The sequence below is a fragment of the Paenarthrobacter sp. NCHU4564 genome (genome assembly GCF_052156435.1).
Lineage (GTDB): Bacteria > Actinomycetota > Actinomycetes > Actinomycetales > Micrococcaceae > Arthrobacter.
Map to the genome: position 1 here is coordinate 186,218 of NZ_JBQLIS010000004.1, position 25,701 is coordinate 211,918.

A 25,701-nucleotide genomic window follows, 5' to 3' on the forward strand; every position below is an offset into this window, starting at 1 on the left:
AGACCCATGCCTAATGGACTGATTCACCACGACAGCCTCCGCGCCCATCCGGAAGGACTGGCGTTATCGCTCACCCTTCCCTGGTACCGGAGCCTGTGGCTCTCTTCCGTCTCCACCCTGAAGCTGACCGTCGACGGTGAGGAGATCGCGCACGAGGACCTTTCCCTCGAACTCGCCGGCAAGCGCTACGCCCTGGAGGAACTCCCCGAACAGGCGCAGACGCTGTGGTTCCTCCAGGAGCACCCGCTCCTGGTTGTCCGCCGCCCGGAACCCGTGGAGTTGGGGGAGACGCATACGATCCATATCCTCGGCGAGCTCCGCTTGCCCTACATGCAGATCGCGCCCGGCCAGGACGGTGGACCGGGAATGTATGTGCCGAACTTCGTCAACCAAACCCTGGAGCTCGCGGTGGTCGACCGGGACGCCCCGCCGCCCACATCCACGACGGCGGTCGCGCCCCCGCCGCCGAAAGCGGACGAAGATCCGTTCCACTTGGGGTTGACCCTCTACTCAGCCAGTGCCGAGTTCCGGGCAGGATGGTACGACTTTGACGGTTTGCTGAGCCGTGTGGCGGAGCTGGGCATCGGCCCGGGCATCGAGATTGTCGCCTCGCAGGTGCTGCCCACCTATCCGCAGGTCACCGACGACTTTGCCCGGTCCTGGCAGGCTGCCTTCGACAAATTCGGGTTCGCTGCGAGCTCCTTCGGCGCCAACCTGGACATGGGGCGCCGGCGGGACCGCGACATGACGCCGGACGAAGAGTACGAGTTCACGGAGACGCTCTTCCATGGGGCCAAGAAGCTCGGGTTCCCGCTGGTGAGGATCCAAAGCGCAAAGCCGGCGCTGCTGCGGAGGCTGCTGCCACTGGCGGAGAAGCTTGACCTCAAGCTCGCCTATGAGATCCATGCGCCCTTGGGCCCCAACTCTCCGGAGATCATGAAGGTCCGCGACGTCTACGCGGAGCTGGATTCGCCGTTGCTTGGCTTCGTGGCCGATTTCTCCTCCACCATGCACAGCATGTCTCCCACGTTGCTGCGGGCTGTATCAAGGGCCGGCCTGGACAGTGAGGCCTTGGAGCGCCTGCAGTCCATCTGGTCCACTGATGCCTCCATGCGGGAGCGCCAGGAGGAATTCATCGGGTACCTCCGCAGCCGGGACTTCGACCCCGCAAGGCTGGGCTCCTTCGCCCACCTTGCGTTCAACATGCACGGGCATGTTGATCCCCGCGAATGGTCGGACATCATGCCGCAGATCATGCACGTGCATGCGAAGTTCTACGACATTGACGAGCGCGGGAACGAGCCTGCCATTGACTACCCGGAACTGGTGCGGGTGTTTGTGGAAGGCGGCTACCGAGGCTACTGGTCGAGTGAGTGGGAGGGGCATGCCTTCGCCGAACTGGGCGAGGTGGACCCCCTGTTGCTGGTCCGGAAACAGCATGACCTGATCAGGCGCAGCATGCGTGCGGCTATGACCGCCGCCGTCTGACGCACAGCATAAAAGAGGAGCAGAGCCCGGCCGGGTTTCCGGCCGGGCTCTCTGCCCTGGGGTCAGTCTCCGGACTCAGTCCCTGATGCCACAATGGCCGCGGCCTCTTCAAACAGTCCGCGCATCCAGATGTGCTCGGAATCGGCATTGTGCACCGGATGCCACCACAGGGCGTTGACCAAGGGCGTGGCCGGGAACGGCAGCGGCAGGACGCGGACGCCGCCAAGCCGCAGCGCGATGGGAGCCAGGGCCGCCTGGATCAGCCCGATCCGGTTGGTTCCGGTGATGAAATGGGGGAGCGCTTGGAAGCTTTCCACCACGACCTCCACCCGCGGTTCAATGCCCAACTGCTGGATCTGCCGCTCTGCCGAGGTGAACGCGGATCGGGACTGGTAGGTCATGACCCACGGGAGCGTGGCGATGTTATCCATGGAGACTTCCCCGCCCACCTCCGCGTTGGTCTCGGAAACCACCGCAAGCCAGTCATCGCGCCACAGGTCCACGTAGGGCAGGCCGGTCAGGATGCCATGGGGAATCACCATGCCGTCCGCTGCCCTGAGCCGGTTGGCCGCGTCTTCCACCACCACGGGGTTGTGCAGCATGAAGCGGAAGCGCACTCCCGGCGCGCGCTCCGCCGCCAGCTCCGACACCACCTTTCCCACGGTCGTGAAGCCATAGTCCGAGCCGTAGATGGAGAATTCCCGCGCGGATTCGTTGGGCTCCCAACTGGCCTGGCTCTCGAAGACGCGGCGTGCGGCATCGAGGGCCAAGGTGGTGTGCTCGGCCAGCCGCAGTGCAAAAGGAGTGAGTTCATAGGTGTTTCCCCGCCTGGCCAGGATGGGATCCCCAAAGTGGTTCCGAAGCCGGGCCAGCGACGCGCTGAGTGCCGGCTGGCTCAGGTGAAGCCGTTCAGCTGCGCGGGTGACGCTCCGTTCGGTGATGAGCGCGTCCAGTGATGTCAGCAGATTGAGGTCGAGCCTGGAGAGCAGGGAGTAGTCCGTCACTGGGGGCATCCTTTGAGTCAGGGCCTGGCGGAAAAGGCGTGGCAGAAACATCTTACGCAGAGTGCCGGGACTTATGTGCGGTATCCGAAATACTTATGTGTCTTTCCTGCAGATGCCGGTCATACTGGTGAGTGACCGGGGTCACGGACCCCGACAGACAAAGAAGTCAGAAAGGCTGAAAATGACACAGCACCGCTTCCGGGGACTCAAGGTTGGCGTCCTCGCAATCCCAACCGCTGCGGCACTTGCGCTGACCGGCTGCTCGGGTTCCACTACGACGGGCACAGAGGGAGGCTCCAAGGAGTTCTCGCTGACGTTCGCCACGTCCAACACCATTGAGAGCCCGTTCCAGGAGTTGGCTGAGCAGTACATGGCTGCCCATCCCGACGTGAAGATCACGTTCAACGCCCAGCCCAACGACTCCTATGACCAGACGGTCCGCACGCAGTTGCAGGCCGGCAATGCCTCTGACGTCATCGTCACCTCGCCCGGGTCCGGCACGGGCCGCAGCATCCTCCCCCTGGTGGAAGCCAACTTCCTGGAACCGCTGGACGACTCCGCCAAGAGCCTTGTCCCCGTGGGCAGTGAAGCGCTGTTCGGAAAGGACGGTAAGGTCTACGGCCAGGCGCCCGAGATCACCGTGGTGGGCATGGTGGCCAACGAGACTGCGGCCAAGGCGGCCGGTGTCTCTGAATTCCCCGCCGACTTCGCCGGCCTGGAGAAGCAGTGCTCCACGCTCAGCTCCTCCGGAAAGTCCTTCTTCGCGCTCGCCGGTGCAGCCGCGCCCAACACTGGCCTGATGGCGATGTCGCTCGCAGCGACCCGCGTCTATGCCGAGGACCCCAAGTGGAATGAGAAGCGGAGCAACAAGGAAACCACCTTCGCAGACTCACAGGGCTGGAAAGACTCCCTTGAAGCCGTCAAGAAGATGAACGACGCCGGATGCTTCCAGAAGGGCGCAGCGGGTGCCGGCTTCGATGCCATCACCAAGGGCCTTGCCAGCGGAACTTCCGTGGCCGGTTTCATCCCCGGCCCCTCATGGAAGCAGCTGAAGACCGCGGCCGCCGACTCGGAGTTCGTGGTCCGTGCCCTTCCGGCGCAGGACAGCTCGGATAAGGGCTTTGTCTACGCCAGCGCCAACTACGCCTTCTCCATCAACGCTGCGTCCAAGAACAAGGAAGCTGCCAAAGCATTCCTGGCCTGGGCCGCCGAGCCGGAACAGACCAAGACGTTCGCCGAGATTGACGGAGCCCTCCCCGTGAGCGGCCTTGAGAGCTACGACTTCGGGTCGGGTGCCTACAAGAACGTCGGCGACCTCATCAAGGAGGGTAACTACGGTCCGCTGCCCAACAGCCAGTGGCCCAACTCCGCCGTCTATGACGCACTGGCCACCGGTGTACAGGGTCTCCTGACCGGCCAGAAGTCTGTCGACCAGGTCCTGCAGGCCATGGACGCAGCCTGGGGCTGACCCGGGACTCCCACCACCCACGCCCAGACGACTCAAAGGGACAAGCAAGGATTACCATGACTGCGACGATGCAATCCAAGACCGAAGCAGCTGACGCTTCCCGGCGAGGCAGGCGCGCTCCGGGAACGGCCCGAAAGGTCCGTTCCCGGGGCGGCTCCCTGCAGTTCGGTCACTGGTGGTGGGCCCTTCCAGGTATTGCCCTGGTGATCGCCATCCACTATGTGGCAACCGGGATTGGCGGCTACTTCGCTTTCACTAACTGGACCGGAATCGGCTCGTTCAAAGTAGTTGGACTCGCCAACTTCGAGGCCATCTTCAAGGACCCCACCAAGCTTGGGGCCTTGATGAACACCCTGTTCCTGGCCTTCTCGTCGGTGTTCATCGGCAACGTGGCAGGCTTGGTCATCGCCCTTGGCCTGAACCGCGTGCTGAAGACCCGCTACATCCTGCGCACGCTGTTCTTCATGCCCGTAGTGCTGAGCCCGCTGGCAACGGCCTACATCTGGAAGTACATCTTCGACTTCGATGGTCCCATCAACGTTTTCCTCCGGTCCATCGGAGCCGAAGATCTCGCAAAGCCTTGGCTCGCGGACCCGCAGTGGGCCATCTGGACCGTGCTGGTTGTCCTTGTATGGGGCAGCACCGGCTTCGCCATGGTCATCTTCATGGCGGGCCTGGCCAGTGTTCCCGTTGAAATCGAGGAAGCAGCAGCGATCGACGGCGCCAACCTCTGGCAGCGTTTCTGGAATGTCACCCTTCCGGGGATCCGCCCGGCCGTGGCCATTGCCACCACGCTCGGCATTGTCCAGGGCCTCCGGGTCTTTGACCCCATCATGGCCCTCACCGGCGGTGGCCCGGCCGGTGCAACCGAAACCCTGGCCACGCAGGTCTACAAGCAGGCCTTTGCCTTGGGCAACTTCGGCGGCGGTGCCGCCCTTGCCTTGGTCCTGGCCGTCATCATCCTGTTCTTCGCCGTGATCCAGCAGCGGCTGACGCGATCGAACCCCGAGGACTAAGACATGTTCCGCTACACCAAATTGACCCTCCTGCGTGAGATCGGCCTCTGGGCACTGGCCCTGACGTTCCTGGCACCTTTCTATTTCCTGGTGACCACCGCCTTGAAGTCCGACGCCGAGATCTACACGACGTCGCCGCTGGCACCGCCGTCGAGCCCCGACTTCAGCAACTTCACCGCGGTGCTGACCGCATCAGGGAACTCCAACGTGGTGCTTGGCCTGGTCAACAGCGTCATCATCACCGCGGGCAGCATCGTGGGCCTCATTGCCTTGGGTTCGATCACCGGCTATGTCATTTCCCGCTCCACCAAACGCTGGAGCAAAGGGGTCTACTACCTCTTCCTCATCGCCATCATCCTGCCCGGGCAGCTGGGAGCAGTGCCGCTGTACATGGGCGCGCGCACCCTGGGCCTGACCGGCTCGGCATGGGGGTTGATCGTCCTGTACACGGGTATGCTCCTGCCCCTGTCAATCTTCCTTTATGCCAACTTCTTCCGCGGGCTAGGAACGGACTACGAGGAAGCGGCCACCATTGACGGGGCCAGCAAGACCCAGATCTTCTCCAAGGTGGTGTTTCCCATGATGGCTCCGGCCACGGGAACGGTCACGATCTTTGCCGGCCTGATCGTGTGGAACGACTTCTTCACCTCGCTCATCTTCCTGGGCGGTTCCAGCAACCAGACCCTGCCGGTAGCCATGTACTACTTCATCGGATCGCTGGTGTCCCAGTGGAACTCGATCTTCGCCATTGTGATCGTGTCCATGATTCCCATCCTGGCCCTGTTCCTGTTCGCCCAGAAGCGCTTTATCCAGGGCTTCTCCGGCGGGCTCAAGGGCTAGCCAGCCACCCTCACCGACAATCCGTACAGATCTTAAGGAGACACCCATGTTCCAACTTGCGCCGAATATCGACCTTTTGTTCTCTGAGGCCGGCGAAAGTGCAGCCGACCGCGTCCGGGCCGCAGCGGCCGCCGGCTTTGACGCCATCGAGATGTGGGGACCCACTGGCAAGGACATCCCGGCACTCAAGGCTGCCCTGGAGGAGACGGGCGTCCAGCTCACGGCCCAGCTCGCCGAGCCGCGCATGCAGTTCATGATTCCGCCCAAGAACCACGAACCCTTCTATGAGGGGCTCGATGCCGGTGTGAAGGTGGCCCAGGAACTTGGCTGCCCCCGCATCGTCGTGGGCAGTGGCACGGGCTTCGGCGGCCGCAAGCGCCAAGACCAGCTGGACGAGCTCATCGAGATCTTCACCAAGGGCATCAACCACATCCAGGGTTCCGGAATCACGCTGGTCCTGGAGCCGGTCAACATCCGCGTTGACCACCCCGGTGCCCTGCTGGACCGCACATCAGAAGCCGTTTACATCGCCCGTGGCGTGGACTCGCCTGATTTCGGCATCCTTTACGACCTCTATCACTCCACCGTGGAGGGCGAAGACGTCGCCGCCGAACTGGCCAACGCCGGGAGCCTCGTTAAGTATGTCCAGATCGCAGACGCTCCCGGCCGCGGCGAGCCAGGTTCCGGTTCCATCGACTGGTCCGCGCGGCTCAATGACCTGAAGGCCAGTGGCTACGCCGGGCCTGTGGGCCTCGAGTACTACCCGACCATCGAGTCTGCCAAGTCGGTGCGTCGGATCCAGGAACTGGTGGCCTCCCGGTGAGCCAGCGCTCCTACCCTTCCGCAGTGGACGTCGCAATCGTGGGCAGTGGGCCCACGGCGTCGGCGTACGCACGGATCCTCAGCGAAGAAGCGCCGGGCGCCACGATCGCCATGTTCGAAGTTGGCCCCACGGTCAGCAATCCCCCGGGTGCCCACGTGAAGAACATCGCTGACGCGGAAAGCCGGATCCTGGCCCAGCGCGCTTCCGAAGGTCCCGGTGCAGGGGCTGCCACGGTCAACTCGCCCGGCGCCGTCAAGAGCGGCGAACGGAGGGCGAGGCCCGGCACGTATTTGCTGAGCGAAGGCTACGCCTTCCCCGGCGAAGACGGACTGCCCGTTGCTGCGATGTCCAGCAACGTCGGCGGCATGGGTGCCCATTGGACGGCGGCTTGCCCGCGTCCCTCCGGCAAGGAATCCATCGGCTTCGTGCCGGACATGGATGCGCTGCTGACCGATGCGGAGCGCCTCCTCGGCGTCACCACGCACGCCTTCGACGGTGCCCCCTTCTCCGACATCGTCCATGACCGGCTCTCCGCCGCCGTGGATGAGGGCCGCGAAGCCGCCCTGCGTGTCCAGCCCATGCCGCTCGCTGTCCACCGCGAGCCCGACGGCCGCCTCATGTGGTCCGGAGCCGACGTCGTGATGGGCGAGGCGACCCGGCAGAACCCGCGGTTCGAGCTGTTCGACGAATCGCTGGTCACCAGGGTGACGTACGACGGCGGCACGGCCACCGGCGTCGAGGTCCAGGACCGCCGGACCGGGCAAAGCCACCAGGTTGCGGCCCGCTTCGTGGTGGTTGCCGGGGATGCCCTGCGGACACCGCAGCTGCTCTGGGCCTCGGGTATTCGGCCCGATGCCTTGGGTCGATACCTCAATGACCAACCCCAGGTGGTTTTCGCCAGCCGGCTGGAGGGCGTTACGGCTCCAGTGCCTGCCGAGCCGCGGGCCGGCGGGGCGTTGAGCCAGCAAAGCGGCGTCGCCTGGGTTCCGTACACCGACGACGTTCCCTTCCACGGCCAGATCATGCAGTTGGACGCTTCGCCCGTGCCGCTCGCGGACGATGATCCGGTGGTGCCGGGATCGATCGTGGGGCTGGGCCTGTTCTGCGCCAAGGACCTGCAGCGCGAGGACCGAGTGGCGTTCGATGAGGACATCCGCGATGCCTATGGCATGCCGGCCATGCGCATCCACTACAAGCTGACGGCCACGGACCACGAGGTGATTGATCGGGCCAAAGCCGAGATCGTTCGCTTGGGCAAAGCTGTGGGCCACCCGCTGGATGAGCGTCCGTTTGTGCTTCCGCCCGGAGCCTCGCTGCATTACCAGGGTTCGACCCGTATGGGCGTGAGCGATGACGGAGAAAGCGTCTGTTCGCCGGACAGCGAGGTGTGGGGAGTGGCGGGCCTGTTCGTGGCAGGAAACGGCGTCATCCCGACCCCAACGGCGTGCAACCCCACGTTGACGGCTGTGGCACTTGCAGTCCGCGGGGCGCGCAAGATCGCATCTGAACTGGGCAGCTCTTTACTTATGTCAGAATCAGACAATAGAATTACTAAATAAGGAAAAAGTCCCGTGGGGCGCCGATGCCCCGGGCAAGACAAGGAGTCCCGATGATTGCCGACCGCATGATCGAGCAGGGAACGCTCACCACCGAAGGCGACCGGACCGCCGTCGAAGTCCGAATCCCGTGGTACCGCGCCCTTCCGGGTTCGTGCATCGCTGACGCGTCGCTCACCGTTGACGGTGTGGCTGCGCCCAAGGAATCGCTGCGCTGGACCATGAATGAGCGCACCTTCAGCTTCGACGAACTCGTGGAAGAGACAGGGGAGTGGTGGTACCCGCTGGATTCGGCCGTCCTTTCGGGCGAACTGCCGATTGATGACACAGCGGCTGACCATGAGGTCCGGGTGGACCTCAAGCTCTACATCCCCTACATCATTACGGACCACGGGGTCCTGCACATCGAAGAGAACTGCACCAAGACCATGAAGGTAGGACAGTGATGACCGGCCTCGGCACGCCCATCCAGGGCGTAACCCTGTACAGCTTTACCCGTGCCTTCCACGGCCGGCAGTACGATCTTGACGGCCTGATCCGCAAGGTGGCTGCGGAGGGCTTCGGCCCCGGACTGGAAATCATTGGCTTTTCAAGCCTGCGCGGTTTCCCGGACAAGATTGATGATTCCTTCGTCGGCCACTTCCGCGACCTGGTAGCGGAAGTGGACCTGGTGCCCACCTCCCTGGCCGTCAATGTGGACACGGGCATCCGCAGGGACCGCCTCATGAACCACGACGAACTGGTGGAGTACATGCGGACGCAGATCGAGGTGGCCTCACGGCTGGGATTCCCGATCGCCCGGGTCCAGATCTCCCTGACACCGGACGCCATGGAAAGCCTGCTGCCCGTGGCTGAAAAATACGGGGTCACCTTGGCGCTGGAGGTCCACGCAGACCAGCATGGCGCCCATGAGCGCGTCCTTGCCCTGCGCGATCGCTACGAGAAACTCAACTCGCCGCTGCTCGGATTTACCGCCGACTGGGGCGCTACGGTCACCGGATTCGCTCCCTCCCTTGTTGAGGCTTACCGGCGCCGTGGTGCTTCCGAAGAGCTGCTCCAGCAGGTAGTTGAGCTCTGGAATGGCTTCTACGCCGAGGGCCCGCCCAATACGCAGAAGGTCCACGGGGAACGCTTCGGAGCCTTCATTGGCCTGGCTGCCCGGCATGGACGTCCGGACCTCGGCATCGACTTCGCCATCAACGGCACCGGGCTGTTCGGTCCGGCTCCGATCGATACCTGGCTTGAAATCATGCCTTTCGTCCGCCACGTCCATGGAAAATTCTTCGGCATCGACGAGAACGGCGAAGAGCCGTCCGTGCCGGTACGGGACCTTGTCCGCCAGCTCGTGGAGAACGGCTACTCCGGTGCCATCTCCAGCGAATACGAAGGCTGGCACTGGAACAACTGGCAGGACCCCTTCGAGATCATCCGCGGGGAACAGACGGTCCAGCGCTCTGCAGCCTCCAACGCAGGCTCGGCCATGATTACCGATGCGTCTGAAGCCCGCCGCATCCTCAGCAGTCACCTCGCCCAGCCGGTCCTCGGCTAAGAAGAAACGGATACCACCATGTCTAACGGCATCGCAGGCTCGGGCATCGAGCTTGGCATCACCCTCTACTCCCTCACCTCGGAATTTGCGGCAGGGATCTACACCCCCGAGACTCTCATCAAGGCCGTCGCCGATGAAGGCCTGGGCCCCGGCGTCGAGTTCAACATCGCGCAAATGCTGCGCACCTATCCGGACGTCGACGACGAATTCGTCAAGCTCTGGCGGGACAGCATGGACCGCTACGGGCTGACCCCCAGTGCGGTAGGTACCAACCTGGACATGGGCCGCCGCAAGGACCGTGACATGACTCCTGACGAGGAGTTCGACTTCTTTGCCCGCCAGCTGAAGACGGCGAACACCCTGGGCTTCCACAAGATCGTCATCCGGTCCGCCGGCAAGGAACTGCTGCGCCGGCTCCTGCCGCTGGCCGAGAAGTACGACCAGAAGCTCGGCTACGAAATCCACGCCCCACAGGGCCCGAACGATCCCAAAATCCTGCAGATCCGCGAGATGTACGAGGAGCTGGGAAGCGAGCGGCTGGGCTTCACGGCGGACTTCAGCTCCACCATGCACAGCCTGTCGCCTACCCTGTTCCGTACGCTCACGCAGATGGGCCTGCCCGAGGAACACTTCGCAGTGATGCAGGACATCTGGCGCAAGCCCCTGCCCATGCAGGAACGCAACCAGGAGTTCGAGGACTACCTGCGCTCCAACAACTTCGATCCTGCCAATCTGGGCCCCTTCACCCGGCTCGCGTTCAACATGCACGGCTTGGTGGCTCCGGAGGAGTGGCTGGATATCATGCCACAGATGTTCCACGTCCATGCCAAGTTCTACGACATTGACCAGGACGGCAATGAGCCGGCCATGGACATCCCCCGCATCGTCCGCCAGTTCGTCAAGGGCGGCTACACGGGCTTCCTCTCCAGCGAATGGGAAGGCCACGCCTTCGCCGACCTGGGCGAGTCGGATCCGATCGACTTGGTGAAGAAGCAGCACGCCCTGATGCGCCGTGCGATCGAAGAGGCCCGCGCCACCGATTCCGTCGCAACGGCCTAGGGGAGGGGCGACATGCCTGCCATAGATACGGACCTCACGGCGGAGATCGAGCAACTGCGGGCCGAGCTGAAGGAAACCCAGCGCCTGGCCCGCCGCGCCAACGACCGCGGTGACATTGAAAACCTGTTCAACCGCTACATGTACCTGCACAACGCCTTCCAGGATGAGCAGATCATTCCGTTGTGGGTCAAGCGCGGGACTCCAGGCATTCGGGCCAGGTACACTAACGCCGGACAGTACACCGATTACGACAGCGTGATCGGGTACCACCAGGGCCGCCCAACGCCTGTGGGCAAGCTGATCCTGCATTACACCACCACGCCGGTGATCGAGGTGGCCGCTGACGGTAAGACCGCCAAGGGCGTGTGGATCATGACCGGCAACGAATCCGGGTTAACCGACCCGGAGGTGGCCAAGGAAAGCCCCGACTACATGTATTCGCCCGGCGAAGTGCAGGGCAAAAAGGTGTGGGCGCACTGGGTCTGGTGCAAGTATGCCGTGGACTTCCTCCGCCAGGACGGTGAATGGAAGATCTGGAAGTTCCGCTGCTACGAGCTCCTCCGGGCGCCCTTCGAGGAAAACTGGATCAGTTTCGCCGAGAAGAACCAGCACGCCTTCGCCCTGGACCTCATGTACTTCGGTGATGACGGCAAGCCCGTCTTCATGCCCCCGGCCGACGAGCCCGTTCCCGCCGAGTACCACCCGTACAGCCCGTCCACGCGGCAGACCCTGGATCCGCAACCGCCGGTTCCGCACCAGACTTTCGTCGAGACATTCGAGTAAGGATCATCATGGCAACCCACAACTCCCTTTTCCAGGACGCTGACGTCCGCCGGCACCCCGAAGGCATTTCAGTTTCGGTGCAGTTGCCGTGGTACCGCAGCCTCTGGCTGTCCGCTGTGGATGACGTGGCGGCGACCGTCAACGGCGTCGACATTCCGAGGTCGGAATTGCGCTTTGAACTGCAGGGCAAGTCCTACTCCATTGCCGAACTCCCGGACCAGTGGGAAACCCTGTGGTTCGTCGCAGACAAGCCGGACATCATCATCCCGCTTGACCGCGTCCCTGACGCAGGCGAGGAGATCGACGTCGAGGTCATCCTGACCCTCCGCCTGCTGTACATGCAGATCGCACCCATGCGCTATGTGGGCAACCGCGTGGCTGTTGAGCGCAAAGTCGTGCTGGCATGAAAAGCCTCCGGGTGGCCATGATCGGCTATGGGTTCATGGGCGCAGCCCATTCCCAGGGCTGGCGCACGGCACCGCGGGTGTTCGATCTTCCGGCGGGAGCCGAGATGGCGGTGATCGTTGGCCGCGATGCCGGTGCCGTTGCCAGGGCGGCCACCAAATGGGGCTGGGCCGAGTCGGCAACCGACTGGCGTGAAGTGATTGCCAGGGACGACATCGACATCGTGGACATCGTCACCCCCGGTGACTCCCACGCGGAGATCGCCATCGCCGCCCTGGACGCAGGCAAGCATGTGCTGTGCGAGAAACCACTGGCCAATACCGTTGCCGAGGCGGAGGCCATGGCCGCTGCCGCAGAACGTGCCGCCGCACGGGGCATCAAGGCCATGGTCGGGTTCACCTACCGCAGGGTTCCGGCGGTGACCTTCCTTCGCCAGCTCATTGCCGAGGGCGTGGTGGGCAGGATCGCCCACGTCCGCGCGTCTTACCGCCAGGACTGGCTCGTGGACCCGGACATGCCCCTGGCATGGCGGCTCCAGAAAGAGCACGCGGGTTCCGGTGCCTTGGGGGACATCGGAGCGCACGCGATCGACTTGGTGGAATACGTGACCGGTATGGATGTGGAACGCGTTTCCGGCGTGTTGGACACGATCGTCAAGCAGCGTCCGCTCCAGGGCAGCGGTTCCGGCCTCTCCGGCAAGGCCACTGCCGGCTACGGCCAGGTCACCGTGGACGACATCGCGATCTTCACCGGGCGCCTGGCCTCGGGGGCCTTGGCCTCCTTCGAGGCCACCCGGTTTGCCACGGGCCGCAAGAATGCGCTCACGATTGAGGTTTCCGGGGACAAGGGGGCTCTTGCGTTCGACCTTGAGGACCTCAACAGCATCCAGTTCTACGACCGGACGGCACCGGCGGACCTGCAGGGCTTCCGCAAGATCCTGGTGACCGAACCCGTCCACCCGTACGTCTCGGCCTGGTGGCCGGCGGGGCACATGCTCGGTTACGAACACGGCTTCTCCCACCAGGTGAAGGACCTGGTGGAAGGCATCGTACGGAACACGGACCCGCACCCCACGTTTGCCGATGGCCTCCGGGTACAGCGCGTACTGGATGCGGTGGAACGCAGCTCGGAGAACGATTCGGTGTGGACGCGCGTTGCGGCGGACGTCCCGGTGAAGGCATAGAAAGAGGACCACAACATGGCACGACCAATCACCCTGTTTACCGGGCAGTGGGCCGATCTGCCGTTCGAAGAGGTCGCCCGGCTCGCTGGAGAGTGGGGCTACGACGGGCTTGAAATCGCGTGCTGGGGCGACCACCTTGATCCCTGGCGTTGGGACGATGAAGCCTATGTCCAGGAAAAGCTCGACATCCTGGAACGGAACGGCCTCAAAGTGTGGACCATCTCCAACCACCTCAAAGGCCAGGCGGTTTGCGACGACCCCATCGACCAACGCCACCGCGACATCCTGCCGGACATCGTCTGGGGCGACGGCGACCCGGAAGGCGTGCGCCGCCGGGCTGCCGAGGAAATGAAGAACACGGCCCGCCTGGCCGCGAAGTTGGGCGTCAAGACAGTCACCGGTTTCACGGGTTCGGCCATCTGGAAGTACGTGGCCATGTTCCCGCCAGCCAGCGAAAAGATGATCGACGCCGGGTACCAGGACTTCGCGGACCGGTGGAACCCCATCCTGGACGTCTTCGACGAGGTGGGCGTCCGCTTTGCCCACGAAGTCCACCCGTCCGAGATCGCGTATGACTACTGGACCACCCAGCGCGCGCTGGAAGCGATCGGTCACCGCGAGGCCTTCGGCCTGAACTGGGACCCGAGCCACATGGTCTGGCAGGACATCGATCCCGTCGGCTTCCTGTGGGATTTCAAGGACCGTATCTACCACGTGCATTGCAAGGACACGAAGAAGCGCCTCAGCAATGGCCGCAACGGCCGGCTGTCCTCGCACCTTGCCTGGGCTGACCCACGCCGCGGTTGGGACTTCATCTCCACGGGGCATGGGGACGTTCCGTGGGAGGACGCGTTCCGCATGCTGAACGCGATCGACTACTCCGGGCCCTTGTCCGTGGAGTGGGAGGACGCGGGCATGGACCGCTTGCTCGGTGCGCCGGAGGCCTTGGGCTTTGTCCGCAAGCTCTCCTCCTACCAACCCTCCGCCGCGGCTTTCGACGCCGCGTTCAGTACCAAGTAGGGGACCATGCGGCTGCGCAGGCCCAGGCTCGAAGGCAAGACTGCCGTTATCACCGGCATCGCCAGTGGCCAGGGCCGCGCGGCCGCTTTGGCGTTTGCGGAGGAGGGCGCCGTCGTGGTCGGCTGCGGCCACGCGCTTCGCACCCGTAGAGCAGATTTCTGCCCCGGGGCACCCCCATGACCGCTATCGCCGAGCACATTCCGGTGTCGGGCGCACGAGTTCGTGGGTCAGGCGCCCAGTTCGCTGTTCCGTTACGGCGAACCGGGCGCGGTTCCCGCGAAGTGGTTCAGGTAGCCTTTGCGGGTTCCCGGGTGGAGCCCGCGGCGAGCGATGCTTCCGCCAGAGCCAGGTGCCGTCGGGTCATCTCCGAGGGATCATTCCGCAGCCATTCGTGGCCGCCCCACTCGCTGGTGAGCGTTCCCGTGAATCCCTGCCGGGTCAAGAGCCGACCAAGATCTTCGATGGGCTGCGAAACCCGCCCGTCCGCGTCCTCCAGATCCCAAAACTTCAAGTGGAACCCGCCCACAAGCGGCATGATGTCCCGCAGCTCGGCGGCGTCGCTGCGACCGAACCGGATAAGCAGGTTCATGAACAAAGTGTGGATCCGTCCGGGAACGGTACCGGAACGCAGCGCAGCCACCACTGCCTGATTGGTGGCAGGGTCCTTCCACTCGCTCTCCAACCTGCTGCACAACACTGGAGAGATACCCCCGCGGGCCAACTCATCAAGATAAGTAACAGGCAGTGCCGGCATCAGCATGCTGATGTCTACCAGGACCCTGACCTTTGGATCGTCCAGCGCGGCGATCTGGTCCAGGGCAGGGCGGATCTGGGGATTGTGTGGAGTCTGGTGGCCTTGGATCTCTTCAAAAAGGACCAGGTCCAGGTCATGCAGGAGAGGCAGGATCAGGCGCAGGAGCTCAGGACCGGCCTGCCCGATCGGGAGCCGCACGCCCGTAGCACCCACGCGATGTGCTGCGTCCAGTTGGGGAACCAGGAATTCAAGCCGCTGGCCGGTAGTACGGCGTTGCGTTGTACCCGTGAAATCATCCAGGCTGCAGCCGACTGTACTGACCCGGCCTCCCGCGGCCCGGAGCTCCTCGCGGAAGGCGTCAACCTCGTGGTTCTGCGGCGCAGGAAAGGTCCGCCAGAGCAGGCCCGGCTCCAGCTCGATAACGTTGGCCACGTTGTCCCCGGCGATGCCTGTCACGATCTCCGCGCTGGTTCGACGGGCTTCGATGATGTGCGGGGTCCAATTGAAAGCACTGGCGGCCAGCGTCCAGCCGGTGGGAAGAGTGGCGTCCATGGTGGGCCTTTCCAAAATAGTTGCTTACCGACAAACTTATGTCAGAATCAGACAAAAATCATCAAATAGCCAAAGATGGCGATGAATGAAGGAGTGGGCGATGCTGCAGAACGCGTTGCGCCAGGATGCGTTGACGGTGGTGCAGGAGGGTTATGAGCTGCGGATTGGCTTGCCGTGGATCCGGTCCATGCCGCTCTCCAGCGTTTCCGGGTTTTCCGTGAGGATGGACGGGGTGTCCGTTAGCGATGACCTGCACGTCCATCTCGGCGAACGTACTGTGCCTGCCGAGGCTTTGGCGGACGAGGCGGGCTGGTGGTTCATCCAGGATCGCCTGGTGCTCTTCATTCCGGCCGGCCCCGGAGACTTCGGCCCCGGTCGCCACCACGTGGCGGTCGATTTTGAGCTGATGGTGCCCTATCTGCGGGGCGGGGGAGAAGGCCCACTCGTGTTGCCGCTCCATATGGAGGCGATGCTGCTGGTTCGAAGCCCCGGAGCCGCGGAAGTCTCCCGTGATGTAGCCTGACGCGGACGGTTGGGGGGTGTGTGCGGAGGGCGGGTTCTTGGTCCTTACGAGGCCGCCAGGGTCTTGACCGGCCCAGGCTTGCCCTGCGCGAACCATCGCGGGAACGTAATTTCGAAAAGCTGCTCCCGTGCAAGTTCCACTCCGCCCCGCAAGGGCTCGCGCTCGTCATTGACCGACAACAGGATCCGGAGGTCCCTGGTGGCCAGGGGGAGGGATAGCTCGTAGACCCGCTGCCGCACTTCGGCCAGGTAGACCTCGCCGGCAGAGGCCATGGCTCCGCCAATCACGATGATTCCCGGGTTGAACATGTTGACGAGACCGGCGATTGACTCTCCGACCACCCGCGCCGAGTTCTGCAGCAGCCGAACAGCAAGACCGTCGCCGTTGACTGCGGCCAAGGCAATCGCCTCGGGAGAGAGCGGGTTCCCCTTCTGAACTGAGGTGGCGAGCGGGCCGGTGGCGCCTTCCTTGATGGCGAGCTCAGCGTCGCGGATCAATGCCCAGCCGCCGGCGACGGCCTCCAGGCAGCCGACCTTGCCGCAACGGCACGGGGCGTCCGAGTCCGGCACGCGGACATGGCCGATGTCACCGGCGGCGCCGTTCGCTCCGCGGTGGATGCGTCCCTGTGACAGCAAGCCCGCTCCAATGCCGGAGCCTATCTTGCAGTAGATCAGGTCCGCATAGGCATCGCGGCGCCGGGCACGTTCACCCAAGGCCAGCAGGTTGACGTCGTTATCCACCCATGCCGGTGCGTCGAAGCGTTCCTCGAAGGGCGTCCGGATGTCGAAACCGTTCCACCCCGGCATGATGGGCGGAGCCACGGGCTGCCCGGTGGCGAAGTCCACCGGTCCCGGCACGCCGATCACCGCCGACCACACCGGCTTATCCGCGGCGCCGTTTAGCAGATCATCCAGGAGTTCCATGGCCGCCTTGAGGGTTTCCTCGGGCCCACGGGCGATGTCCCATTCCCGGTGTTTCTGCTCCATGATGTCTCCGTCCAGGTCGGCATAGCCAACCCGGATGTGCAGGGCGCCGAGGGCGCAGACGATGATGCGGCCCTGCTCCGACCTGAAGCGGAGGGTGCGTGGCGCGCGACCGCCGGATGAGGCGCCGAACTCCCCGTCGCCCAGGAATCCCATGTGGATTGCCTGGTCCACCCGTTGGGTGACGACGCCGCGGCCGAGGCCTGTCACGCGGCCAATCTCGGGGCGCGTGGTGGCTTCTCCTGTACGGACGAGGTTGACGATGCGGAGCAGGCTCGTGACTTCGTCCGTCTGTGCGCCAAACCGGAGCGTCGAATCTGTGGTCATATCCCCAGATTCTTCCACAGAAGCGGTACTAAGGTGCGGAAATCCTCGACTATAGCCAGAATCACATCAACTTATGGATAATACTGACAAAAGAGAGGGTAATGCTGTGAAATTAGGATTCCTGGGTGCCGGACCCGGTGTCGGAGCGCTGCATCTTCCTACGGTTGGCCGCTTAGGGAGCCGGATCCGGGTAACCCATATTGCCGACGGCGGCAGTGGCAGGTCCCAGCAGTTGGCGGGGCCCTTGGGTGCCCGGTGGTCGAAGGGAGACCGGGAGCTCCTTGCTGACGCCGACGTTGACGTTGTGGCTGTCTGCACTCCTCCCTCTGAACATCAACGGCAGATCCAGGCAGCGGTCAGTGCGGGAAAGAAAGCCATCTTCTGCGAGAAGCCATTGGCCACCCGCCGGGAGGAGGCCACCGCCGTCGTAACTGCCTGCCGGGAAGCCGGCGTGGCGCTGATGGTGGGCACCAACCACCTGTACGACCCCGCGTGGCTGCAGGTCCGCGGCTGGCTGGACCAGTTGGACGAGCCGGTCCAATCCATTGCCGTCACCTTGGCTCTTCCTCCCAACGGCCGCTACCACGAGGTGGTTTTCGACGGCGGACCGTTCCCGGCTCCGTCCCGGGGGCGGCCTGACACGCAGGACCCGGCCATCGCGGCAGCCATCGTGAAGCAGCTGATCACGGGGCTTGCGATCCACGACCTTCCGGCCATCCGCTACGTAGCACCCCACATCGAGGCGGTGCAGTATGCACGGTTTGTCCCGCCGATCGGCTATGCGGTGGGGTACAGGGCCAGCGGGATCGACATCCAGCTTGCCCTCACCATGCTCCCCGGAGGGCCGGATTCCCTCTGGCGCATGAGCTTCTTCACGGGGAGCCAGCGGCTTGACCTGGACTATTCGCCGCCGTTCGTGCACGCCGGCAGCGGTTCGGTCGCCACGCGTCCCGCCGATGGTTCGGCGATCAACCACCCGCCATCGCGAATGGACGGCTATGAAGCGGAGTGGCTGAATTTTGCCGAGCTTGTGGAGGGACGCCATCCCGTTGACTACGATCTCATCCTGGCCGACGCCCTGTACCCAATTGAACTGGCCGAACGGGTCTTTGATGTCATGACGGCAGGAGACCGGCCATGAACCCGGCTGTTCCCGTATTTGCCGCCTCCGCGCGCTATCGGGCAGCCGTCGCAGAGCTGCCGACAGGCACGAGGAAGGCCGGGTCGGTCAGGGGCTCAGTGGTCGACATCCCCGGAAGCGGTGACTGGTGGACCGCGCTGCTTCACGCGCAAGCCGAAGGTGCCGTGGCCGCCGTCGTTGGCAATCCGCAGAAGGTTCCGGCGGAAGCGGTGGCTACCCTCCTCGGCCGGCTGTCCATCCCTGTGGCGGTCGAGCGGTCGTTGGCACGGCCGGACGATCTTGCGGCGGCCCTCGCAGCCCGCTCCGGCGGTCCGGCGACGCTGGTGACCATCGAATGCTCGGCGCCTGCCGGCGACGAGGGGTCTGCCCTCCGTGACGGTCTGCGGTGGGCGGCAACGCTGGCAGGTGGCCCGCTTGAGGCAACCTCCGTGCCTATACCGGCTGAAGGTGGCATGGCGCTGCTTCACGCCGCAACATCCCGGGGGCACCTCCCTGTGACGGTGCTGACCACTCGGTTGTCCCGGATGGATGCCCTTCCAGTTCTCCGGGTGGCGGCCCTGGGCGAGGTCCGTTCGGTGGTCGAATCAGGGCCCACTGGAGCTGGAGTCCGCCTCACAACATCATCCGTCGGGGGTTCCACCCTCGCAGCTGCACGCTACGAAAGCCCCGCCCGGCTGGCCCTTCGTCGCGCTGTGGACGCCGCCACCTCGGGGGCCCTCCTGCCGGACCTTGCTGACCTGCTGGAGGACCAGAGGATCGTCGCCACACTCCTGCAGATGCATAACCAAGGCTGATCTTCGGCATAGGCAATATCGTCTTCCCTGATGTGCCAAGCGGGCCGGAGACTTGATGTGGGCAGCTTCACAGAACCATTCGCCAGCCGAAAAATTGAAAGGATCGAAGATGATCAAGCTTCTCTCCCACCTCTCCTATGTGGCCATCACCACGCCCGACGTCGAAGCCTCCGTTGACTTCTACGTCAAGCAGGTGGGCCTCAAGGTTGTAGACCGCGTCGACGGTGCCGTCTACCTGCGCTGCTGGGGCGACTACTACCGCTACAGCGTCGTGGTTGTCCCCGGCGACGAGCCGGCCTTGGAGACCATGGCCTGGCGTACCTCCAGTGCCGAGGCCCTTGACGAGGCGGCGCGCAGGATCGAGGCCGCCGGTGTCACCGGTGAATGGATCGAGGTTCACGGCATCGGTCGGGCCTACCGCTTCACCGGTCCGTGGGGCCACAGCATGACCCTGCACTGGGATGTCACGCGCTACCAGGCCGAGGGCAACGAACTTTCCACGTACCCGGATCGTCCGGCCCGCCGCAGCATGGTGGCCGGAGCGCCGCGCCAGCTCGACCACGTGACCATCGCAACCTCCGACGTTGACGGCTTCGCCAAGTGGTACAACGACGTCCTTGGCTTCCGGATCATGGCCAGGACCGTTCTGGACGAGGCTCCCATCTCGGTCTTCTCCGTCCTGACCACCAACGAAAAGTCCCACGACCTCGGCGTCGTGCTCGACGGTTCCTCCCGCGCCGGCCGCATCAACCACTACGCCTTCTGGGTGGACACGCGTGAGGAACTCTTGATCGCGGCCGACACCCTGATCGAGAACGGTGTCCCGATCGAGTATGGTCCCTCCATCCACGGCATCGGCGAGCAGAACTTCCTCTACTACCGGGAACCGTCCAGCCTGCGCATCGAGCTCAACACCGGCGGCTACCGCAACTACGTTCCGGACTGGGAGCCTAACACCTGGACCCCTTCCCTGGGATCGAACAACATGTACCGCAACGGTGCCATGCCGATGTCCATGACGGAGTCCTTCCCGCCCGCCGATGGCCCCAGCGCCACGGAAGAGGGCGTGCCGGACGAGATCAAGGAAGCACTCTTCAACCCCTACGCCCGCCAAGGCCAGGGCTAGCCAATCCAGGGCATCACCGGCATGGACATCCATGCCGGTGATGCCTTGTATCACCACGAATTGATTTACTTATGTCGATTTCCGACATTAAATGAAAGTGGGCCGCGGATGGTCCACGAGGGGAGTTACGTTGACGACGACGTCAGGACAAGTGGAAGCGCCATGTGCGATCGCCCGTTACCGCGACGGGGACTCGGTCAGGCTCGGACTCGTAGCAGGAGACCGCATCCGGCCCATCGGCCCGGGGGAGCTTGGGGCTGCCGGGCTCAATGACTTCCTCGGCTCGACCGACTGGAGCCGACTGGAAGACCTCGCCGCCCAGGATGGCCCATGGCTTCCCCTGGACAGCGTGACACTCACCGCTCCGGTGGAACCGCGCCAGGTCCTGCAGACGGGTGCGAACTACCGTACGCACGTCATCGACCTGGTGGTGGCCGGGCTGGCAAAAGACGATCCGCGCTCGCCGGAAGAGGCGCGCGAATGGGCCGGGAAGATGATGGATGACCGCCAGGCAAACGGCGAGCCCTACTTCTTCATTGGCCTCCCCGCCTGTGTCGTGGGCGACGACGTACCCCTGGTGCTGCCAGCCTACAGCCAGAAGCATGACTGGGAACTCGAACTCGCTGTGGTCATTGGAACCGAAGCCTTCCGGGTGTCCAAGGACGACGCCATGGACCACGTTGCCGGCTACACGATCGTCAACGACATCACCACCCGGGATTTAGTCTTCCGCCGCGACATGAAGGAAATCGGCACGGACTGGTACCGCGGAAAGAACGCCCCCGGATTCCTTCCGACGGGTCCGTTCCTTGTGCCTGCGCCCTACGTGGATCCCGCCAAACTCAAGGTCAGGTTGGAACTCAACGGCGACGTCATGCAGGACGCTACTACGGATGACCTGCTTTTCGACATCCCCGCGCTCATCTCCGCCGCATCGCAGAACATGCCGCTCCTGCCAGGTGACCTGCTGCTCACCGGCAGCCCCGCAGGCAACGGCGCGCACTGGGGCCGGCTCCTGCGTGACGGGGACGTCATGACCGGCAGCATCCAGGGCCTCGGCACGCAGGCAGTCCGGTGCGTCGCAGAAGAAACAGCGGGAAAGGTGCAGGCATGAACCTCGGGAACTCGGAACTGGTGAACAGTCCTGCCCTGCTGGACGAGCCCGGCAGCCTGGACCGCAACGACCCCGACGGCGAGATCGCCCGCCGCGGCAAGGCCTACCGCAACTGGGGCCGCTGGGGCGACGACGACGTCCTGGGAACCTTGAACTTCATCGATGCGGCCAAGCGGCAACAGGCCGCCGCCCTGGTTCGTGATGGCGAGGTCATCTCCCTCTCGCAGCCTTTCGACATGAACGGCCCCCAGAAAGGCTGGCGCCGGCGGACCAATCCAGTCCACACCATGTTGGACACGGGAACGGATGCAGAGCGTGGCACCCAGGGGTTCCCGCACGGTCTCGGCGGTGCGGACGACGTCATCACCATGCCGCTCCAATGCTCAACGCAGTGGGACGGATTGGGCCACATCTTCGATCACGGTGCTGCCTGGAACGGCCGCCGTGCGGGGGACGTGGTGACCAGCGACGGCGACCTCGTCACCGGTATCGAGCACGCAGCCGCTGCGCCGGTGTCGCGGGGTGTCCTCCTGGACCTTGGCCGTTTCCTGAGCCCCGAAACGGGAGAGCTCCCGGACGGCTATGCGATCACCACTGCGGACCTGGAAGCCTGCATTGAAGCCCAGGGCGCCACCAGCATGGTAGGCCCGGGAGACATTGTCCTGGTGCGGACCGGCCAGCTCACCCGCGCCCGGCGTGAGGGCTGGGGCGATTACGCTGGAGGCCCGGCGCCCGGACTTTCGCTCACGACGGCGGGCTGGCTGCACCGCACGGAAACCGCCGCCATTGCCACGGACACCTGGGGATTCGAAGTGCGTCCCAACGAATTCGACGTACCGGCCTTCCAGCCGCTCCACCAAGTGGTCATCCCCAACATGGGACTCACCGTGGGTGAACTCTGGGACCTGGACGCGCTGGCTGACAAATGCCGGGCCGGGGGCCGCTACGAGTTCCTCTTGGTGGCGGCGCCGTTGCCGATCACGGGTGCGGTGGGTTCGCCCATCAATCCCGTCGCGATCCTTTAATACACCCGAGACAAACAAGGGGTCATCATGACTGCAGTACAGAAAGTGGCCATCGCCGGCAGCGGTGTGGCTGCCATGGCCACCGCCATCCAGCTCGCCAAGGCGGGGGTTGCCGTCGAGGTTTTCGAAGCGAAGCCGGAGCTGAGCGCGCTCGGTTCGGGTATTACGCTGCAGGGCAACGCCCTGCGCGTCTTTGACGCGTTGGGCGTGTGGGAGGACGTGCGGGAAAAGGGGATGGCTTTCGAAGGCCTCACGCTCCGCGCCCCGGGCCCGGAGGCGCCGGTCATCGCGCAGCTTCCCGAGGTCAAGACCGGTGGCCCGGATTATCCCGCCTGCATGGGCATGTATCGTCCCGATCTTGCCAGGATCCTGCTGCAGCATGCAGAGAAGGCCGGCGCCAAGGTGGCTTTCGGTTCCACGGTGACCGGCTTCGACGTCAAGGACGACAACTCGGTTGAGGTCTTCGTCAACGAGGCTTCGGCTGGAACCTACGACCTGCTGATCGGTGCCGACGGAGTGAACTCCTCGGTCCGGAGCCTCATGGGCATCGATACCACCCCGGAGAGCACCGGCATGGGCATCTGGCGGGCTTTCGTTTCCCGGCCCAAGGAAGTGGAACACAGCGAGCTGTACTACGGAGGCCCCGTCTACATCGCAGGTTATACGCCCACCGGTGAGGACACCATGTACGCGTTCCTCGTGGAAAAGGCGCAGGACCGGTTCGGGGTTTCGGACCAGGATGCCACCGGGATCATGCTGGGCGAATCCATGGCCTACGGCGGTCCGTGGAATGCCATCCGCGAGGACCTGAACCAGGGTGCCAAGGTCAACTACACGTGGTTCACCAAGCACCTGGTACCAGGCCGATGGAACCGCGGACCCGTGGTCATCATCGGCGATGCCGCGCACAGTTGCCCCCCGACGATTGCCCAGGGGGCCGCCCAGGCACTGGAGGACGCTGTGGTCCTGGCTGAGCTCCTGATCGGGTCGGACGAGCTCAGCGACAAGCTGTGGGACAGCTTCCACGAACGCAGGATCCCGCGGGTTCAGGCCGTGGTGGATGCTTCCGTCCAGCTCGGTGAGTGGCAGATCGAGGGCAGGAAGGACGCGGATGCTCCGGGCTTGCTCTTCGGCATCGCGCAGAAGATGGCGGTCCCAGCATGACCATCGACGTCCACGCCCACGTGCTCCTTCCCTCCCTCCAGGCCGAGGTGGAACGCAGAGCGCCTGAGGCTTTCAAGGCCGCAGTCGACCTCGAGGCGCGCCGGAATGGGCCAGCCAGCCTCGCGGCTTCGGGCCGCATGATCGGTGAGCGGTTCCCCAAGCTCACGGATGTCCGCGCCCGCCTGGCCGCCATGGACGCACAGGGCGTCGACCACCAGTGGGTCAGCGCCTCCCCGAACCATTTCTACCCCTGGGCTGAAGAAGGCCTTGCCGTATGGACGGCCACGGAGGCCAACCGCCTGGTGGCCGAGCATGTTGCCCAAGCACCGGAACGCCTGACCGGGCTTGGCCTGGTGCCGTTGCAGCACCCGGAACGGATCGTCGAATGCGTTGACGATGCCGTCCTTGGTCGCGGCCTGGCGGGTATCGAGATTTCGTCCTTCGCCGGCGATGTCGAATTGTCCGATGAGCGGCTCGAACCCTTCTGGAGCCGCGTGGAGGAGCTTGGCGTCGTTGTGTTCCTCCACCCCTTCGGGTGCAGCCTGGACGAGCGCCTCGACCGCTACTACCTGTCCAATACCGTAGGGCAGCCGGCCGAAAACGCCGTAGCACTGTCGCACCTGATCTTCTCGGGCGTGCTGGACCGCCACCCCGGCTTGAAAATCCTGGCTGCCCATGGAGGCGGCTACCTGCCAACGGCCATCGGCCGGTCCAACCACGCCTGGCGGGTCCGTCCGGAAGCCCACGGTTGCGCGGAGGAGCCGTCCAGCTACCTGCGGCGCATCTGGTTCGACACCGTGGTCCACGATCCTTCCGCACTGCGCCACCTTGTCGACGTCGCAGGACCGTCCCAGGTCCTCATGGGCAGCGACTTCCCGTTCGACATGGGGCCGGAGGACCCGGTTGCAGAGGTCAGGGCAGCCGGGCTGCCCGCCGATGTAACGCAGGCGATCCTCTCCGGCAACGCCGCCGCCCTCATGGGGGAGCGGGTCCGGGCATGAAGATCGCACGGTGGCAGGACGGCGCCGAGGTCGGCGAGGGTTTCATCATCGGCGACACCGCGGTGCCCTTCCCGAACGGCTTGCGGGTGGCCGAGGTCCTGGCGCGCGGCCTGGCCGGCGCCCGTGAGGTGTATGGACGGTTGAACCACGACGCCGGTCGGCCGCTTGGCGCTGTCCGGCTGCTCGCGCCGTTGGTTCCGGCGGCGATCCGGGACTTCGTGGCCTTCGAGGAACACGTCGAAGGAGTCAGTGCTTCGGTGGATGGAAAGAGTGAGGTGGTGCCGGAATGGTATGAGGCCCCCACCTTCTACTTCACCAATCCGCACACCGTGCTGGGGCCCGGTGAGCCTGTGCTGCCGCCGGTCACCCAGCGGCTGGACTTCGAGCTTGAAATCGCCGCTGTGATCGGTGGTCCGGGAGGCTCAAACCTGTCCGCTCCGGAAGCTGCAGGGGCGATTTTCGGGTACACCATCATGAACGACTGGTCCGCTCGCGACATCCAATCACGTGAGATGAAGGTCCGCCTGGGCCCGGCCAAGGGGAAGGACTTCGGAACCAGCCTGGGGCCCTGGATCGTGACGGCCGATGAGCTGGAACCGTTCACCGATGACGATGGATTCCTGGCACTCAGGGCCGAGGTCTTCGTCAATGGAGAGCTCGTGGGGGAGGACCTCGTATCCAATATGGGCTGGACCTTTCCGGAACTGGTGTCCTATGCGTCGAGGAACTCCAAGGTGGTGTTCGGTGACGTCCTCGGGTCCGGAACCGTGGGCAACGGTGGCTGCCTTGGTGAGCTGTGGGGGCGGCGTGGTGCGCTTGATCCGGCACCGCTTGCCCAAGGTGATGCGGTCCGCATGGTGGTGGAAGGCATCGGTGAGCTGACAGCTACCGTGGGTGCCGCCGTCGTGGGTCCTGACGTCCGCCGCGCGCGCAGCCGCAACCGCGCGCGAATCCGGGTCTAATTCGGACAATCTTTTGTTGATTTCCGACTAAAGCCGATTTA

The 25,701-nt window shown here is 64.4% G+C and carries 25 protein-coding genes and 1 pseudogene; 23 read left to right on the plus strand and 3 right to left on the minus strand.

Annotation, left to right across the window (positions count from 1 at the left end; genetic code table 11):
* Positions 1–6: 6 nt before the first annotated feature.
* Positions 7–1,488, plus strand: a complete 1,482-nt coding sequence (locus ACSVIE_RS06385) for a C-glycoside deglycosidase beta subunit domain-containing protein (protein WP_442423347.1) — start codon at positions 7–9, stop codon at positions 1,486–1,488.
* 62 nt (positions 1,489–1,550) lie between these two features.
* Here ACSVIE_RS06385 and ACSVIE_RS06390 read toward each other — a convergent pair whose 3' ends face one another.
* Entirely contained in the window at positions 1,551–2,492 is a 942-nt protein-coding gene (locus tag ACSVIE_RS06390; RefSeq protein ID WP_426005734.1) for a LysR family transcriptional regulator, read from the minus strand.
* 181 nt (positions 2,493–2,673) lie between these two features.
* Here ACSVIE_RS06390 and ACSVIE_RS06395 point away from each other — a divergent pair, with 181 nt between their 5' ends.
* From ACSVIE_RS06395 to ACSVIE_RS06455, 13 genes and pseudogenes are all read left to right on the plus strand, one after another.
* Complete coding sequence (locus tag ACSVIE_RS06395) at positions 2,674–3,960, plus strand: ABC transporter substrate-binding protein (RefSeq protein ID WP_426005735.1); 1,287 nt, start codon at positions 2,674–2,676, stop codon at positions 3,958–3,960.
* A 56-nt stretch (positions 3,961–4,016) separates the two neighbouring features.
* On the plus strand, positions 4,017–4,976 hold the full coding sequence (locus ACSVIE_RS06400) for a carbohydrate ABC transporter permease (RefSeq protein ID WP_426005736.1): 960 nt from the start codon (positions 4,017–4,019) through the stop codon (positions 4,974–4,976).
* A gap of 3 nt (positions 4,977–4,979) precedes the next feature.
* The gene (locus ACSVIE_RS06405; RefSeq protein WP_442423348.1) at positions 4,980–5,816 is read left to right on the plus strand and encodes a carbohydrate ABC transporter permease; all 837 of its coding nucleotides are present in this window, start codon (positions 4,980–4,982) and stop codon (positions 5,814–5,816) included.
* 46 nt (positions 5,817–5,862) lie between these two features.
* Positions 5,863–6,639, plus strand: a complete 777-nt coding sequence (locus tag ACSVIE_RS06410) for a TIM barrel protein (RefSeq protein WP_442423349.1) — start codon at positions 5,863–5,865, stop codon at positions 6,637–6,639.
* A complete protein-coding gene (locus ACSVIE_RS06415; RefSeq protein ID WP_442423350.1) occupies positions 6,636–8,198 on the plus strand; it encodes a GMC oxidoreductase in 1,563 nt (520 codons plus the stop codon). The genes ACSVIE_RS06410 and ACSVIE_RS06415 overlap by 4 nt, the downstream gene beginning before the upstream one ends.
* A 50-nt stretch (positions 8,199–8,248) precedes the next feature.
* A complete protein-coding gene (locus ACSVIE_RS06420; RefSeq protein ID WP_426005742.1) occupies positions 8,249–8,641 on the plus strand; it encodes a C-glycoside deglycosidase beta subunit domain-containing protein in 393 nt (130 codons plus the stop codon).
* Positions 8,641–9,744, plus strand: a complete 1,104-nt coding sequence (locus ACSVIE_RS06425) for a sugar phosphate isomerase/epimerase family protein (protein WP_442423351.1) — start codon at positions 8,641–8,643, stop codon at positions 9,742–9,744. Before ACSVIE_RS06420 ends, ACSVIE_RS06425 begins: the two co-directional genes overlap by 1 nt.
* Before the next feature lie 18 nt (positions 9,745–9,762).
* Positions 9,763–10,803, plus strand: coding sequence for a sugar phosphate isomerase/epimerase family protein (locus tag ACSVIE_RS06430; protein ID WP_442423352.1), 1,041 nt, complete (start codon positions 9,763–9,765; stop codon positions 10,801–10,803).
* Between the two features lie 12 nt (positions 10,804–10,815).
* Positions 10,816–11,586, plus strand: coding sequence for a nuclear transport factor 2 family protein (locus ACSVIE_RS06435; RefSeq protein ID WP_442423353.1), 771 nt, complete (start codon positions 10,816–10,818; stop codon positions 11,584–11,586).
* A gap of 8 nt (positions 11,587–11,594) precedes the next feature.
* Complete coding sequence (locus ACSVIE_RS06440; RefSeq protein WP_442423354.1) at positions 11,595–11,993, plus strand: C-glycoside deglycosidase beta subunit domain-containing protein; 399 nt, start codon at positions 11,595–11,597, stop codon at positions 11,991–11,993.
* Positions 11,990–13,174 carry a Gfo/Idh/MocA family protein gene (locus tag ACSVIE_RS06445; RefSeq protein ID WP_442423355.1) on the plus strand — a complete coding sequence of 395 codons (1,185 nt, stop codon included), beginning with the start codon at positions 11,990–11,992 and terminating at the stop codon, positions 13,172–13,174. The genes ACSVIE_RS06440 and ACSVIE_RS06445 overlap by 4 nt, the downstream gene beginning before the upstream one ends.
* A 15-nt stretch (positions 13,175–13,189) precedes the next feature.
* Positions 13,190–14,194: a sugar phosphate isomerase/epimerase family protein gene (locus ACSVIE_RS06450; protein WP_442423356.1), complete on the plus strand. Its 1,005-nt coding sequence runs from the start codon at positions 13,190–13,192 to the stop codon at positions 14,192–14,194.
* Positions 14,195–14,200: 6 nt separating this feature from the next.
* A pseudogene (locus ACSVIE_RS06455) lies at positions 14,201–14,314 on the plus strand (SDR family NAD(P)-dependent oxidoreductase); the annotation flags it as partial.
* 166 nt (positions 14,315–14,480) lie between these two features.
* Here the strand turns inward: ACSVIE_RS06455 and ACSVIE_RS06460 are convergent.
* Positions 14,481–15,500 (minus strand): restriction endonuclease subunit R, encoded by a 1,020-nt coding sequence (locus ACSVIE_RS06460; protein ID WP_442423357.1) that lies wholly within the window; start codon positions 15,498–15,500, stop codon positions 14,481–14,483.
* Positions 15,501–15,600: 100 nt separating this feature from the next.
* Here ACSVIE_RS06460 and ACSVIE_RS06465 point away from each other — a divergent pair, with 100 nt between their 5' ends.
* Positions 15,601–16,023, plus strand: a complete 423-nt coding sequence (locus ACSVIE_RS06465; RefSeq protein ID WP_442423358.1) for a C-glycoside deglycosidase beta subunit domain-containing protein — start codon at positions 15,601–15,603, stop codon at positions 16,021–16,023.
* Positions 16,024–16,067: 44 nt separating this feature from the next.
* Here ACSVIE_RS06465 and ACSVIE_RS06470 read toward each other — a convergent pair whose 3' ends face one another.
* Positions 16,068–17,333 (minus strand): ROK family protein, encoded by a 1,266-nt coding sequence (locus ACSVIE_RS06470; protein WP_442423359.1) that lies wholly within the window; start codon positions 17,331–17,333, stop codon positions 16,068–16,070.
* Positions 17,334–17,439: 106 nt separating this feature from the next.
* Here ACSVIE_RS06470 and ACSVIE_RS06475 point away from each other — a divergent pair, with 106 nt between their 5' ends.
* The 8 genes from ACSVIE_RS06475 (at position 17,440) to ACSVIE_RS06510 (ending at position 25,660) form a co-directional block, all read left to right on the plus strand.
* Positions 17,440–18,474 (plus strand): Gfo/Idh/MocA family protein, encoded by a 1,035-nt coding sequence (locus ACSVIE_RS06475; RefSeq protein ID WP_442423360.1) that lies wholly within the window; start codon positions 17,440–17,442, stop codon positions 18,472–18,474.
* Positions 18,471–19,268, plus strand: coding sequence for a hypothetical protein (locus ACSVIE_RS06480; protein WP_442423361.1), 798 nt, complete (start codon positions 18,471–18,473; stop codon positions 19,266–19,268). The genes ACSVIE_RS06475 and ACSVIE_RS06480 overlap by 4 nt, the downstream gene beginning before the upstream one ends.
* Before the next feature lie 109 nt (positions 19,269–19,377).
* Positions 19,378–20,394, plus strand: a complete 1,017-nt coding sequence (locus tag ACSVIE_RS06485) for a VOC family protein (RefSeq protein WP_442423362.1) — start codon at positions 19,378–19,380, stop codon at positions 20,392–20,394.
* Positions 20,395–20,524: 130 nt separating this feature from the next.
* Positions 20,525–21,508 carry a fumarylacetoacetate hydrolase family protein gene (locus tag ACSVIE_RS06490; protein ID WP_442423363.1) on the plus strand — a complete coding sequence of 328 codons (984 nt, stop codon included), beginning with the start codon at positions 20,525–20,527 and terminating at the stop codon, positions 21,506–21,508.
* Positions 21,505–22,533, plus strand: a complete 1,029-nt coding sequence (locus ACSVIE_RS06495; RefSeq protein WP_442423364.1) for a cyclase family protein — start codon at positions 21,505–21,507, stop codon at positions 22,531–22,533. Before ACSVIE_RS06490 ends, ACSVIE_RS06495 begins: the two co-directional genes overlap by 4 nt.
* Positions 22,534–22,560: 27 nt before the next feature.
* Entirely contained in the window at positions 22,561–23,697 is a 1,137-nt protein-coding gene (locus ACSVIE_RS06500) for an FAD-dependent monooxygenase (RefSeq protein ID WP_426005759.1), read from the plus strand.
* Entirely contained in the window at positions 23,694–24,698 is a 1,005-nt protein-coding gene (locus tag ACSVIE_RS06505; protein ID WP_426005760.1) for an amidohydrolase family protein, read from the plus strand. The genes ACSVIE_RS06500 and ACSVIE_RS06505 overlap by 4 nt, the downstream gene beginning before the upstream one ends.
* Entirely contained in the window at positions 24,695–25,660 is a 966-nt protein-coding gene (locus ACSVIE_RS06510) for a fumarylacetoacetate hydrolase family protein (RefSeq protein ID WP_442423365.1), read from the plus strand. The genes ACSVIE_RS06505 and ACSVIE_RS06510 overlap by 4 nt, the downstream gene beginning before the upstream one ends.
* The last annotated feature ends 41 nt before the right edge of the window (positions 25,661–25,701 follow it).